Source organism: Fundicoccus ignavus (assembly GCF_009659375.1).
Lineage (GTDB): Bacteria > Bacillota > Bacilli > Lactobacillales > Aerococcaceae > Fundicoccus > Fundicoccus ignavus.
Map to the genome: position 1 here is coordinate 35,973 of NZ_WJQT01000002.1, position 13,893 is coordinate 49,865.

The following is a 13,893-nucleotide window of genomic DNA, read 5'->3' on the forward strand; positions in this document are numbered from 1 at the left end:
GTTACAAAATCCTAAATATTTCGACCGCAGTTCGAGGGTGTAGTATAAGTGTTTAAAATTGACGTATTTTGAAAGCGTATGATATATTGAATTTGTATTGAACAGGAAGTGGGGTGATGATATGGCAAGAGGAGGCGGTAGAGGTTCACGAGGCGGAGGTGGTTCATTTGGTGGCAGTCGAGGCAGTGGCGGTCGAACTAGTTTCGGCGGTAGTAGAGGAGGCCGGTCCTTCGGGAATAGCAAATCTGGTCGCTCATCTAGCGGAGGAAGCTGGGGCAATAGAACTCCGCGAGTAGGGCCAATTTTTAGCGGGGGTCCTACTTATCGAAATTATGGCAGTGGGCCTGGTTTTGGAAGAGGACTAAGGGGTTCTAGTGGTTGCGGCTGTAGTGTTTTGATAACTGTAATTATCATTATCATTGGTATAATTCTATTTATGTCGTTATTTACTTCATCAAATAATAACTCAAGTGGAAATCCGAATAATATTACAGTTTCTACAATTGAAAGAGAAGCGCTTCCTAAGGGGGCTGTAAATGAAACTAGTTATTTTACAGATCAAGCAGGTTGGATTAGCAATCAGACACAGATGACGCAAGGTTTACGTCATTTTTATCAAGAAACAGGTGTTCAGCCTCATGTTTATATAACAGATTATATCGCTGGCGAGTCAATTGAAACAATTAATGAATTATCAGAATATGCAAATGATTTATATGATGAGTTATTTACAGATGAAGCACATTTACTACTCGTATTTTACGAACCTTCACCAAGTGATTATATGATGGCCTATATAACAGGAACAGCAGCTAAACAAGTGATTGATACAGAAGCAGCCGATATCTTATTAGATTACCTAGATCGAAATTATTACGACAGTAATTTAACAGATGAACAATTCTTTAGTAATTCCTTTAGAGATGCAGCAGATCGTATTATGACAGTTACTACTTCACCATGGATTCCAGTATTTACTATTGGTGGTATTATATTGTTAGTGGGTATTTTATTTGTTTGGTGGAAAAAACGCCAAGAGAAAGTAGCCATAGAGCAGAAAAGAACAGATGAAATACTTAATAGGCCAATCGAAACTTTTGGAAAGAATTCAGAAGCTGATGAATTAGCAAAAAAATATGAAGAATAGTGTTGATTATAAGGAGGATTTATTATGTCAGTATTAGCAAGATTTAGTAAAATTATTAGCGCAAACGTGAATTCAATGATTGATCGGATGGAAGACCCTGAGAAAATGATTGATCAATACTTACGTGACATGATGGAAGATTTAGCTGAAGTTAAAGAAAGTACGGCAGGAGTAATGGCTGAAGAGACACGTTCAAAGCGTGCAGTGGATGAGAATGAAGCCGAGGTAAATAAATATCAACAGTTGGCTAAAAAAGCATTGGAAGCTGGTAATGAAGATGATGCGAGAGTATTCTTGAGTAAGAAACAGGAATTAGAGAACGTAGGTGCTGGCTTATCAACAGCGTATGCTTCTGCTCATGAAAATGCTGCTAAGATGCGTCAAATGCATGATAAATTAGCATCAGATATTGAAACATTACGTAATCGCCGTGCTATGATTAAAGGGAAAATTTCTGTTGCTGAAGCTCAAGGTAAAATTAATGAGGCAACTCAATCTGTATCTAAATCTCAAGGCGCAATGAGTAGTTTTGAACGAATGGAAGAGAAAGCTAACCGCATGTTGGACGAAGCCAATGCAATGTCGGAATTAAATAGTGAGCCTATTGATAAAGCTAAAGATTTAGAAGCGAAATACGCAAGTCAAACAACTGCTTCTGTGGAAGATGAATTAGCTAGAATGAAATCAGATTTAGGCTTGTAATTCGAATAAAAATTATGAACTATGTGATAAAACATAAGGAAATGATCACCACAAATTTGTTTTTACAGATTTATGGTGATCATTTTATTTTATAGTAAAAGGGATTATAAATTTTATGTTGATTTATCAAACTTTGTACTACGCTCAGTTTTTGTTTTCCAAGACGGTGGTCGCTTTCAAAACCTCACAGACGTTCGTGCTTTCCCAGCTCAATCGTTTAAGCTCTGTCTACTTCGCTTTGCTCTTAGGCAGAGCATGCTACGCCGATTGCCCTTTGTACCGCTTTAGGAAACAAGTCATTGAGCTAAGTTAAGAATACCAACAAATAATTAATGTAGTTGAGCTTCGTTTTTGTTAGTAATTAAAAAAATTATATATTTTTTATATTGATTTAACGAGCTTTATTCTTAGTTCAGTCTATTATTTTCCACGGTAGCGGTCTCCTTCAAACCTTTTTTATAAGTTCGATCGGCTAACTTTAATATGAACATGGTAGATTTGTAAGTGGCAATTCAAATGTCCTTTATGTCGCTTTGGCAAACCAGCATAGTGAGTTACGCATTTTTAACTTAATTTTAAGCTATATTACACAACAACGAGACTAGCAAATTTGAATTTTTTAATCTAAACTTTTCCTCATAATTATTAGAAATGAGCTTAGTTTACGTGATATACTGTAAGCAGTCAATAGTATTGTTTGACATAAGAGAAACATATATTGCAAACTGTAATTAGAAGAATATTAAAAATGAGGTGGTTGATTTTGTTAGAAGTTAATAATTTAGTCAAGACATTTGGTGAATTAAGAGCAGTCGATGGCGTATCGTTTAAAATTGAACCCGGGCAAATTATGGGAATGATTGGGCAAAATGGTTCCGGTAAAACAACTGTTTTTAGAATGATTCTTGATTTTTTAACGCCTGAAGAAGGTGGCAAAGTTTTATGGGAAGAGCAAGAATTAGGAAAGCGGTTATATGATATCGTAGGATATCTACCGGAAGAAAGAGGACTTTACGAAAAATTGACAATTGAACAACAAATTTTGTATTTTGCTCGATTAAGAGGAATGAATCGTAATGAAACTTTGAAAAAAATTGATTATTGGATGGAGCGCTTTGCAGTAAAAGGCAAAAGGTCTGATAAAGTGAAAACATTATCTAAAGGCAATCAGCAAAAAGTTCAGCTTATAGCTACTTTAATTCATGAACCTCAGCTAGTTATTTTGGATGAACCATTTAGCGGTTTGGATCCAGTGAATTCAGATTTACTAATGCAGGGAATTTTGGATTTGAAATCTAAAGGTAGTAGTATTATTTTTTCGAGTCACAATATGAACAATGTGGAAGAAATATGTGATAAGTTAGTGATGATTCATAATGGAAAACAGGTTTTATATGGTGGCGTAGAAGAAGTTAGGGAAAGTTTTGGACGCACCAAAATTTTTGTGGATACCGATAATTGGACTGAATCAGATTTAAATGCTTTAGATGGTGTATCTAAAGTTACAAAAAGAGGAGAGCAACGTTTTGTACTGGAACTGCTTAATGCTAATTATGGAGAAGCAATATTTAATCATATTACTAAAGGTAGATATATTTCAACATTCAGTCAGCAACCACCAACTTTAGAAGAAATATTTAAGATGAAAGCGGGGGAAGCAAAAGATGAGTAAAGCATGGATTGTCATAAAAGAAGTTTACCGTAAAAACGTTTTATCTTGGTCATTCTTCTTCATGGTTCTTGGCCCGATTATAATGTTACTTGTTATTACAGGGATTGGATTTTTAATCGCTCAAGACCAAATGTCTTCAACTGCGGGAACGGTTGCGTTAGTCAATGCTGATGACGAAGTAAGAGAGGTTATTCTGGCTGGCGACGTGAATAATGCATTTGTTCTTGATTTAACTGAAGAAGAAGCTAAAAGCGAGTTGAATGAAGAACATATAGATGGTTATTTAGTGATTGAAAGGACTGAAGAAAGTTTATCGGGAAATTTCTATCGTAAACCAACGAGTAAAGATATTAATGTTGGATCAATTCAACAAGCATTAGCGACATTTCATCTAAATAATACAGCAGAACTAATGGGCTTGAATCAAGCGCAATTACTACAAATTCAATCCAGTACTGTTGAAATCGACACAATAATATTACAAACTAGCGATGCTGGATTAACCACAGAAATTTCATCACAAGATCCAACAGTCATAGTTCGACAAGGCGTTGCATATGGTGTAAGTTTTATTGTGTTTATGTTCATTATGACGTATGTGAGCATAATCTCTCAAGAAATCGCAGCTGAAAAAGGGTCTAGAATAATGGAAATTATTTTATCAAGTATTTCAGCCAGTACACATTTTATCGGGAAAATGGTTGGAATAGGTTTGGTAATTTTAACGCAATTGCTGGCTTATGTCATTCTGTTTTTCTTGGCTAGACTTTTTATTCAACAACTAGATTTCTTTAATTTTCTTGAACAATTTAATGTTGGATATTACCTTAATCAAAGTGGGAATGTACTACTATTAGGAGCTTTCTATGCAATTATTGGTATACTTATTTACACAAGTATAGCAGGCTTCCTAGGATCTTTAGTCTCAACAACAGAAGATGTCAATAAAATGATTACACCAATAGTTTTTACGGCTTTAGCTGGATTTTATATTGGTTTGTATGCGAATGTTTCAACAAATAATCCAGTGGTACGAATTGGTTCACAGATACCGTTATTTACGCCTTTTGTTATGCCTTTTAGAATTGCTGCTGAAACAGTAGGTAATACGGAGATTGTTATATCCTTCATTGTTTCAATCATATTTATGGTTATCTGCTTATGGGTGTCTATTATATTCTACAAGAGCAATGTCTTGGTTTATAGTGATAAAGGTTTAATCAATACTTTTAAACGTTCTTTTGCGCTTTGGAAATCAGAGCGAGAAGCATCCTAGAAGTTAAAGTTCATAAAAATAAAGATCCAATTCAAATTAATTGAATTGGATTTTTTTTTTACATAAAGAGTTTTTCTTCTAAGGCTTCCGTTAAAGTAGCAGAAAAATTTATTTTTTTCTGTTCAGCTAAGACAGCTAAATACTCAGGGATTAACGTATTCTTTTTAACTTTTTTATGACTTTTTTTCGCTCTGAAGTCATTTAAATCAATATTAATCAGTACAATTTTATCACTTGATTTTAAATCTATGTGGGTAAAATCTAAAGTAGCTTCAGGTAAATTTGCTTGATCATATAATGCTTCGCCTAATAATTGTTGAGCATACTTAAAGGCCTCGGATAAATTCTCTCCAAATGTTACGGCACCCGGAACATCTAGAAATTGTACAGTGTAAGCTCCTTCTTTATCTTGAAAAAATATGGCAGGGTAAAACACTTCTTTTTGTGACAAATCTGAACACCTCACTTTATTTAACAACTAATGTCTAACTTTCCTTAATTCTACCAAACTTATAATCAGCTTAATAGTCCGACTTATCAAATTCTTATAAAAAAATAATGTGATAATGATTCTATTTTAGGTTAGAATTCGGTAAAATTAGAAGGATAGCTCCTATTAGGGGCTATAATATGGTAGAATTATTGTATTAATAAGTGAGGTTTTTTATGAAAAATTTACCAATAGGATTCATCGATTCGGGTGTAGGCGGTTTAACTGTGGTTAAACAAAGTTTACGTCAATTACCTAATGAATCGATTATTTATTTAGGCGATAATGCGAGATGTCCATATGGACCTAGACCTTTAGAAGAAGTAAAAAAATATATCTGGCAATTAACTAATTTTCTCAGAGAAAAAGGTATTAAAATGTTAGTGATTGCTTGTAATACGGGTACTGCAGCTGCCTTAGATGATATTCGAGCGACTTTAGCTATTCCTGTAGTCGGTGTTATTCATCCGGGAAGCCGTGCTGCCATTAAACATACTGTTAATAATCGTATAGGTATAATTGGAACACAAGGAACAATTAATAGTGAATTATATGAACTAGTATTAAAGGAGAAAGTAGAACACTTGTCAGTTACAAGTGTAGCTTGTCCAGAATTTGTTGAAATAGCTGAAAGTACGATGTTTAATGATTCTGATATTCAAACAATCGTTGAAAAAAGACTAAAAGCTTTTGAGCAAACGGACATTGATACCCTAGTACTAGGATGTACTCATTACCCATTGTTAAGTGAGACGATTCAGTCAACTATTGGAGACAAGGTACATTTAATTGATTCTGGTAAAGAAACAATCAATGAGGTCAGTACATTACTGGATTATTTTAATTTAAGTCGCTCAGCAGATGATGCGATCAATGAACCTGCGACTCAGGAATATTATACTACGGGGAATACCGAACAATTCTCTAAAATTGCGAGTCAATGGTTAGAACAAGCAAAACCTAATGTTAAACAAGCGTTTATTAAAGGAGAGATTGTAGTTGAAAGTGATTATAGCCAGCCATAACAAAGGTAAAATTAATGAATTTAAAGCAATGTTTGCACCACTGAAGATTGAAGTTCAATCTTTATTAGATTTTCCAGAATTATCAGAAGTTGAAGAGACAGGTGTTACCTTCGAAGAAAATGCTCGTTTAAAAGCAGAACAAATCGCTGAAACGTTAAATTGCATAACTTTATCAGATGATTCTGGTTTAGTTGTTAATGCATTAAATGGAGAGCCTGGCGTGTATAGTGCACGTTATTCAGGCGAACCTAAAGATGACAATCGAAATAATTTAAAATTACTTGCGCGCTTAAAAGAAGTGGAGGCAACTGATCGCTCAGCGTATTTTGTCTCATGTATTGTGGTTGCTCATCCTAAAATGGACAGCTTAGTTGTAGAGGGGCGCGCATTCGGTGAAATTTTACCAGAACTTCGTGGAGTTGAAGGGTTTGGATATGACCCTTTATTTTATGTTGAAGCTGAAGGTAGCACATTTGCTGAAATTCCATTAGAAAGAAAAAATCAAATTAGTCATCGTGCTAACGCAACTAAACAATTATTAGAAGCATTACCAGCATGGTTAGAGGAGTTGAAGACTAAGTGAAGTTTTTAGTTATGAGCGATAACCATGGTAGATGGCAAAAAGTTCAAGAAATTATTAATATATTAAAAGAACAAGTTGACTTTATTTTTCATTGTGGAGATTCTGAATTTCCGTCAGATGATCCGATTTGGGAAGATGTAGATAGTGTTGTTTCAGGTAATATGGATTATGATCCACAATATCGTAAAATCCAAACTTTAGAAACACCAGCTGGTAAAGTTCTAGTTCTGCACGGTCATCGTCATGGCGTCAATCATTCAAATACACAAGTCTTAGATTTAGCACAAGAAATGGGAGCTCAATTTGCATTTCATGGTCATACACATCGTTTGTATGCAGAATACAAAAATAATGTATTGTTGTTAAATCCAGGAAGTTTGAATCATTCAAGAGGACCAATAGAAGAGAAAACTTTTGCGATTATTACACTTGAATCGGATGCAATTTTAGTTGATTTTTATGATGATTTATTAAATAAAATACCGCGATTAAGCCAATCGTTTAACCGCTAGAAAGAAGATTAAAGATGATACATCCAACTATTGAAAGTTTTATCTGTTCTGATGTTAGCAGTCTGATGATTCCAGCTGACGATGTAGCGAGTGTCATTTCAACTCATACGTTGAGTCATGGTTTATTGGTACTTTCACAAGTGAAATATTCAATGATTCCGGTATTATCACCTAAGTCTCAGCTTGTCGGTCTCATTAGCATGCCGCTAATTTTTAATGCTGCTGTAACAATTGATTCAATCGATATCGAGCGACTTGATACGTTGAAAATTTCAGATGTGATGCGCACAGATGTCAAAATGTTACCATTGGATACACCGTTTGAATTAATTTTAAGAGATTTAATTAATCATAACTTTATTTGTGTGATTGATCCATGTCAAAATAACGAATTTTTGGGGTTAATAACACGTCGAGAAATTTTAAAACGTCTTAATCATTTGGTTCATAAACTATCAACTGATTCGACTATCATAGAGCAAATTGAACAATTACAACATGCGCTAAGTCTTTAAAGTAAAGAATAAAAGCTCCGCACCTGTTAACAACTTAGTTAACAGCTGTGGAGCTTTATTTTGTTTAAATTATGTGATTCTAAGGTGTAAAGGTACTAATTGGAAATTGAATATTGTGTTCCTGCAAAGCTATGAAATATCGTTCATAGAACACACTATTTAAGCGATACTGCTCTCCATTTTTGACATAGAAAGTAATTCGATACATAAAAGTTTGGTATTCTCCTCGAATCATTCCGGTAATCGAAGGTTCTTGAGTTAAGTATTCTGCAAATTCACCCTTAATCTCTCTTGTAATTTTACCGATAACCTCTTTAAATAAATTAAGATCCATATCATCATCTAAAGGTAAATCAATTAAAACTCTCATGGCTTGGCGACTTTGATTGTTTACTATCGTAATATAACTATTGGGTATATAGTAAATGTCACCATTTGCAGCTTTTACAGTTGTTGTTCTTACACCAGTACTTAAAACCGTTCCAGTAATGCCTTCTTGAGGAATTGTGACTACATCACCAGTTTCAAATTGATTCTCAGTGATTATGAATATACCATTCAATAAATCTTTGACAAAATTTTGTGCCCCTAAACCAAAAGCTACACCAACTATACCAGCACTTGCAATTAAAGTTTCGACTGGAAAGCCCAGTAACTTCAACAGCGCATAGGCATAAATGAAATAGAGTGCATAAGTTGCGGCATTATGCATTAAATTATTGATGGTCTCAATTCTTTGTGGGGATGTTTTCTTGTTTATAAGGCTAATACGAGAATTATAGCGATTTTTGAATATGATTCCAATTGCTTTTTTAGCTAATATGAATATCGCAGTAATCATTGCGAATGTAAGGATGAAAGACAAGGTATCAATCGCAATTGTGTCCCATTCTTGTCGTAGAATTTGATTAATCCAGTTGTTCAAATTAAAACCTCCTATTATTTTTTACAACTTTCATTTTATAGGAAAATCAATCGGATTTTCAAGTTATTAATAGTGGCGAAATGGCTTACAAACTATGCATTAGTATAGGACAATTGAATAAATGTCTAGTTTTAACCTGTATAAACCCTAATTTTCAAGTTGACTAAAATTGATGGGAAATATAGAATAACATAGAAAACGATTACACAAGTGACGTTGAGTAATCTATAAGTTTAATCATTGATTAAAGGAGAAAATATATGACACAAATGATTTTTGTAAACGAAAGTTCAACGCCGAGTTTTCATTTAACGAATGGTAAAATTAGTTACATTTTTCATGTTTTAAAAGGAAGCAAAATCTTAGAACATTTACATTATGGGGCTGCGATTCGTCCAAGAGACAACTATGATTATTTGATTGAACGAGAAGTGAGACCCTCTAATAATTTGTATGCCGATACACACACGACCTCATTGGAACATATTAAACAAGAATACCCAGTTTATGGAACGACTGACTTCCGATACCCTGCAATAGATATTGAGTATCCTGATGGAGATCGTATTTCACACTTTTCTTATACGGGTTACTCCTTAATCAGTGGGAAATTATCATCTGATAAACAGCCCATGCTTAGAGCTAATGTATTGGAAGATGAAACGTTAATTATCCACTTAAAAGACATTTATTCAGAAATTAGTATTGACTTACATTATACAATTTATAAATCACACAATGTAATTGTCCGCCGTTCGGTTATTCATAACAAAGATGCAAAACCCTATAAGTTAAATCGAGTTTTAAGCGCATCGATTGACTTTTCACATACTAATTTTGAAGTAGTTCATTTATACGGTGCTTGGGCTAGAGAAACACATATGGAAAGAAGCCCACTATTAAAAGGTGTGCAAAATTTTTCAAGTACAAGAGGTGCCAGCAGTCATGCTCATAATCCTTTTTTTGCTTTAGTTGATCCAAACACTACAGAACAAATAGGGGAAGCGTATGGCTTTAGTTTAGTTTATAGTGGTAATTTCTTAAGTCAAATTGAAGTGGATACTTATAACGTTACACGTGCTTCAATGGGGATTAATCCTTATCACTTTGCTTGGGATTTACAACCTGGAACGAGCTTTCAAACACCAGAAGTTGTCATGGCATATAGTAAAGACGGTTTAAATGGTATGAGCCAACAGTTTCATAATGTTTATCGTGAGCACTTATTGCACAATCAAACACCATTTAAGAAAGCCCCTGTATTGATTAACAGTTGGGAAGCAAACTATTTTGATTTTGATGACGCCAAAATACTTGAACAAGCGCAATTAGCGAAAGATTTAGGTTTTGATCTATTTGTTCTGGATGATGGATGGTTTGGTTCGCGTGATTCTGACAATGGTTCACTTGGAAATTGGACAAGCGACTTGCGTAAGATTCCTCAAGGAATTGCCGATTTGTCGGAAAAAATTCAAGCAATGGGTATTCATTTTGGTCTATGGTTCGAGCCAGAAATGTTATCTGTGGATACACCTTTATTTAAAGCACATCCAAATTGGATTATTGGTAATCCAGATAAGAATATTTCCCATGGTCGTAACCAATTTGTATTAGATTTTAGCAATCCAGACGTTGTAGATAATATATTTGAGCAAATGTCTGAAGTTTTATCGACATCTAATATCGACTATATTAAATGGGATATGAATCGCTATATTTCTGAACCGTTTTCTAATTTCTTACAACGTCATCAACAAGGTGAAGTATTCCATCGCTATATTTTAGGTGTTTATGATTTATTAGATCGTATTCGCAAAGAGTTTCCAGAAGTGTTCATTGAAACGTGTGCTGGTGGAGGTGGACGTTATGATCCTGCGATGCTTTATTATGCCAATCAAAATTGGATAAGTGATGACACGGATGCAGTCGAAAGGTTAAAAATACAATACGGTGCATCGATGGTCTACCCAATTTCAACTATGGGAAGCCACGTTTCAGAAATACCTAATCATCAAGTAGGAAGAATTACTAGCTTAAAAATGCGCAAAGATGTTGCATTATTTGGCACATTTGGTTATGAATTAGATATTGTAAAATTATCAGAACATGATCGTGATGAGATTCGTGAACAAATCAAACAATTTAATCTATACCAAACATTAATCCATCAAGGTGATTTCTATCGTTTAAGAAGTCCTTTTGAAATTGGTTTAACTGCTTGGATGGTTGTAAGTAAGGATAAGAAAGAAGCATTGGTAGGTGTCTTCCAAAGTCAAGCAAGTGTGAACCCTGCATATGACAGAATGAAGTTAGCTGGCTTAAACACTGATCTAGAATACTCGATAAAAGAGCTAGACAGTGACATGAAAGAATTTTCATCTCGATATGGTGATGACCTAATGGAAATTGGTCTATTATTAAATGAAAACTTCACAGGTCGTGCAGATGAATATTGGGGACGAGAAAAACCAGGCGAGTATAATAGTCGCGTATTTTATTTGAAAGCCTAAGAAAAGGAGTAAAAATTTATGAGTTTATTAGTATTTGATATAGGTGGACAAGGCGTTAAATATGCCATATGGCAAAATAATGAATTAATTGAAAAATCATCATTCAAAACTCCTGATAATTGGGAAAGCTTGCAAGAAGAATTATTCAACGTCTACGAACAACTGAAAAACAAAGCGGAAATTACTGGAGTTGCATTTAGCTGTCCAGGTAGCGTTGATAATAAAGCGGGAGTCATTAATGGAATTAGTGCAGTCCCTTATGTTCATGGATTTAAAATAGTTGAAGCTTGGGAAAAACTATTCAATTTACCTGTCACAATGGAGAATGATGCAAACGCAGCGGCGTTAGCTGAATTAGGTTATGGGGTGGCTAAAGATTATCAAAACGTTGCCTTCATGATTATTGGTTCAGGCATTGGAGGAGCTGTTGCGATGAACGGAGAATTGGTTAAAGGCCGTCATTTGTTTGCTGGAGAGTTTGGTTATATGCTAATGGATGACACGAATACATTAAGTAATTTAGCAAGTAGTCTCTTACAAATTTCACGTTACAATGAAAATAATTCAGAAGATAGAATTGAAAATGGATTGGAATTGTTTAATTTGGCCGAGAGTGGTCACGCAGAAGCTCAAGCAATCGTAGAATATATATTTGATTCTTTAGCTCGTGGAATATACAACTTATCTCTAGTGATTGACCCAGAGTTAATTGCAATTGGGGGAGGAATTTCTGTTCGGGAAGATATCGTTGATCAGTTAACTAAACGCACGAAACTGTTATTAGAAAAGCAAGGTGCAAGTGAAATTAAGCCGAATATTCAGGTGTGTCATTTCTTCAATGATGCTAACTTGATTGGAGCGGCTGTAAATTTTGAACGAACAATTACATTATAATCTTAGTACTCCTTTGTATGTCTATTGACCTACAGGGGAGTTTTTTGAATTATAAGTTTTCTGTTGATTTATCAAACTTTGTGCTTTGCTCAGCTTATTATTTCCCAAGGCAGTGGTCGCTTCCACAGCCTTACTGACGTTCGGACTTGGCTGGGCTTTGTCTAATTCGCTGTGCACATATTCAGAGCAAGCTGTGCCAATCGCCCCTAATACCGCATTAGGAAAACTAGTCGCTGAGCTACGCATAGTATCGCAGTATTATCGAGCTCATACTGCTAAAAACAAATTTAAAAGAATAATATACTTTAAAACAAACTAAAGTATATACTTTATAAAAAGGATGTGGTATTATGTTCTTGTAATCGTTTTCCAATTCAGAATTATTTCTAAAGGGGTGACGCACATAAGAATTCATAACTAAGTTGAAGTCGGAAGAGGAAGGTATAGAGCAAATGGAGTTTACATATGAAGGTGTTAAAGCACAATTAATTGAAGATATATTACCATTTTGGTTAAAACAAGTAGATACTACACATGGTGGTTTTTATGGTTTAGTTGATGAGAATTTAATAGTTGATGAGAAAGCAGATAAAAGTGGAGTATTAATGTCACGGTATTTATGGGCTTTATCAGCAGCTTATCCATACGTAAAAGATTCAGAAATTCTGAATGCAGCCCGTAATGTTTTTGATTTTATCGTCAATCACATGGAGGATAAAGAGCATGAAGGGATTTATTGGTCAGTAACATATGATGGCAAACCATCAGTAACTCAAAAACATGTTTATGTCCAAAGTTTTACTATTTATGCATTAAGTGAGTACTATAAGATTTCTCAAGACCCAGAAAGTCTTTCTTTAGCCGTTCGTTTATTTAACTTAATAGAAGAAAAAGCCTATTTAAGTGATAAGAACGGCTATCATGAAGAATTTTCAAAAGAATGGAAATCCTCACCAGCGACTTTAATGGGTCCTAAAGGTACGGATGAATACTTTTCTACCAATACGGTATTGCACTTAATTGAAGCTTATACAAATTTATATACAGTTTTTGCTGATGACCAACTTTTAGCGTTAATAAAAAGGTTATTGGATAATATATCACAATATATTATTTCACCTTTAGGCCATTGTCGATCTGAATTCCATCGTAATTGGACTGCCTTAAACGAAAATATATCTTACGCGCACGATATTGAAACTGCTTGGTTACTTTATCGTACGTTAGAAGTTATTAATCAAACAGATGAGACCTACTACACACATAAAATCAATCAAATTGTTGAATCTGTTGTAGAAGAGGGCTTAGATAAAAACGGAATAATTATTGACCAACTTAAAGAAGGAAAAAAAACAACAACCAAACAGTGGTGGAGTTTAGCTGAAAGTGTTATTGGATTCTATGATGCTTTTATGCGAACTAGCAATAAAGATTATGAAGAAATGGCAGAAAAACATTGGTGTTTTATTCAAAATTACTTGCTTAATCCTGTTGAACTAAGCGAATGGTATCCACATGTTGATGAAGACGGAAAAATTGTTCAAGATAAATCAACTAATATATCAGATGCTTGGAAAGGACCATATCATACCGTCAGAATGTACGTTGAAATGATTGACCGATTTTCACGATAAGGAGTGAG

Annotated in this window: 13 protein-coding genes; 11 read left to right on the plus strand and 2 right to left on the minus strand. The window is 34.4% G+C overall.

Going from position 1 to position 13,893, the window contains the following annotated elements; genetic code table 11:
• Positions 1–121 precede the first annotated feature (121 nt).
• The 4 genes from GF867_RS02215 (at position 122) to GF867_RS02230 (ending at position 4,797) form a co-directional block, all read left to right on the plus strand.
• Positions 122–1,147 (plus strand): TPM domain-containing protein, encoded by a 1,026-nt coding sequence (locus tag GF867_RS02215; protein WP_153831494.1) that lies wholly within the window; start codon positions 122–124, stop codon positions 1,145–1,147.
• 24 nt (positions 1,148–1,171) lie between these two features.
• Positions 1,172–1,849, plus strand: a complete 678-nt coding sequence (locus GF867_RS02220) for a PspA/IM30 family protein (protein WP_153831495.1) — start codon at positions 1,172–1,174, stop codon at positions 1,847–1,849.
• A gap of 763 nt (positions 1,850–2,612) precedes the next feature.
• Complete coding sequence (locus GF867_RS02225) at positions 2,613–3,521, plus strand: ABC transporter ATP-binding protein (RefSeq protein ID WP_153831496.1); 909 nt, start codon at positions 2,613–2,615, stop codon at positions 3,519–3,521.
• Entirely contained in the window at positions 3,514–4,797 is a 1,284-nt protein-coding gene (locus tag GF867_RS02230) for an ABC transporter permease (RefSeq protein WP_153831497.1), read from the plus strand. Before GF867_RS02225 ends, GF867_RS02230 begins: the two co-directional genes overlap by 8 nt.
• A gap of 58 nt (positions 4,798–4,855) precedes the next feature.
• On the opposite strand, the gene GF867_RS02235 is transcribed toward GF867_RS02230, so the two are convergent.
• Positions 4,856–5,248 carry a type II toxin-antitoxin system HicB family antitoxin gene (locus GF867_RS02235; protein WP_153831498.1) on the minus strand — a complete coding sequence of 131 codons (393 nt, stop codon included), beginning with the start codon at positions 5,246–5,248 and terminating at the stop codon, positions 4,856–4,858.
• Between the two features lie 215 nt (positions 5,249–5,463).
• Between GF867_RS02235 and racE the strand changes: the two genes are divergently transcribed.
• Genes racE through cbpB form a run of 4 tightly spaced genes read left to right on the plus strand, consistent with a single transcriptional unit; the run spans position 5,464 to position 7,922 of the window.
• Positions 5,464–6,312, plus strand: coding sequence for a glutamate racemase (gene racE / locus GF867_RS02240; protein ID WP_153831499.1), 849 nt, complete (start codon positions 5,464–5,466; stop codon positions 6,310–6,312).
• The gene (locus GF867_RS02245) at positions 6,293–6,895 is read left to right on the plus strand and encodes an XTP/dITP diphosphatase (RefSeq protein WP_343030466.1); all 603 of its coding nucleotides are present in this window, start codon (positions 6,293–6,295) and stop codon (positions 6,893–6,895) included. The genes racE and GF867_RS02245 overlap by 20 nt, the downstream gene beginning before the upstream one ends.
• A complete protein-coding gene (locus tag GF867_RS02250) occupies positions 6,892–7,407 on the plus strand; it encodes a YfcE family phosphodiesterase (RefSeq protein WP_366927726.1) in 516 nt (171 codons plus the stop codon). The genes GF867_RS02245 and GF867_RS02250 overlap by 4 nt, the downstream gene beginning before the upstream one ends.
• 14 nt (positions 7,408–7,421) lie before the next feature.
• On the plus strand, positions 7,422–7,922 hold the full coding sequence (gene cbpB / locus GF867_RS02255; RefSeq protein WP_153831501.1) for a cyclic-di-AMP-binding protein CbpB: 501 nt from the start codon (positions 7,422–7,424) through the stop codon (positions 7,920–7,922).
• Between the two features lie 79 nt (positions 7,923–8,001).
• Here cbpB and GF867_RS02260 read toward each other — a convergent pair whose 3' ends face one another.
• A complete protein-coding gene (locus tag GF867_RS02260) occupies positions 8,002–8,847 on the minus strand; it encodes a mechanosensitive ion channel family protein (protein WP_153831502.1) in 846 nt (281 codons plus the stop codon).
• Positions 8,848–9,116: 269 nt separating this feature from the next.
• Between GF867_RS02260 and GF867_RS02265 the strand changes: the two genes are divergently transcribed.
• The 3 genes from GF867_RS02265 to GF867_RS02275 all read left to right on the plus strand — a co-directional run bounded on the left by GF867_RS02265 (position 9,117) and on the right by GF867_RS02275 (position 13,885).
• Complete coding sequence (locus GF867_RS02265; protein ID WP_153831683.1) at positions 9,117–11,357, plus strand: alpha-galactosidase; 2,241 nt, start codon at positions 9,117–9,119, stop codon at positions 11,355–11,357.
• An 18-nt stretch (positions 11,358–11,375) separates the two neighbouring features.
• Positions 11,376–12,251, plus strand: a complete 876-nt coding sequence (locus GF867_RS02270) for an ROK family protein (protein ID WP_153831503.1) — start codon at positions 11,376–11,378, stop codon at positions 12,249–12,251.
• Positions 12,252–12,703: 452 nt separating this feature from the next.
• The gene (locus GF867_RS02275) at positions 12,704–13,885 is read left to right on the plus strand and encodes an AGE family epimerase/isomerase (RefSeq protein WP_153831504.1); all 1,182 of its coding nucleotides are present in this window, start codon (positions 12,704–12,706) and stop codon (positions 13,883–13,885) included.
• Positions 13,886–13,893 lie beyond the last annotated feature (8 nt).

Bases quoted from the DNA above. Each gene is read 5' to 3' on its own strand.
- GF867_RS02215 (WP_153831494.1), top strand. From the start codon at position 122: ATGGCAAGAGGAGGCGGTAGAGGTTCACGAGGCGGAGGTGGTTCATTT.
- GF867_RS02220 (WP_153831495.1), top strand. From the start codon at position 1,172: ATGTCAGTATTAGCAAGATTTAGTAAAATTATTAGCGCAAACGTGAAT.
- GF867_RS02230 (WP_153831497.1), top strand. From the start codon at position 3,514: ATGAGTAAAGCATGGATTGTCATAAAAGAAGTTTACCGTAAAAACGTT.
- racE (WP_153831499.1), top strand. From the start codon at position 5,464: ATGAAAAATTTACCAATAGGATTCATCGATTCGGGTGTAGGCGGTTTA.
- cbpB (WP_153831501.1), top strand. From the start codon at position 7,422: ATGATACATCCAACTATTGAAAGTTTTATCTGTTCTGATGTTAGCAGT.
- GF867_RS02265 (WP_153831683.1), top strand. From the start codon at position 9,117: ATGATTTTTGTAAACGAAAGTTCAACGCCGAGTTTTCATTTAACGAAT.
- GF867_RS02270 (WP_153831503.1), top strand. From the start codon at position 11,376: ATGAGTTTATTAGTATTTGATATAGGTGGACAAGGCGTTAAATATGCC.
- GF867_RS02275 (WP_153831504.1), top strand. From the start codon at position 12,704: ATGGAGTTTACATATGAAGGTGTTAAAGCACAATTAATTGAAGATATA.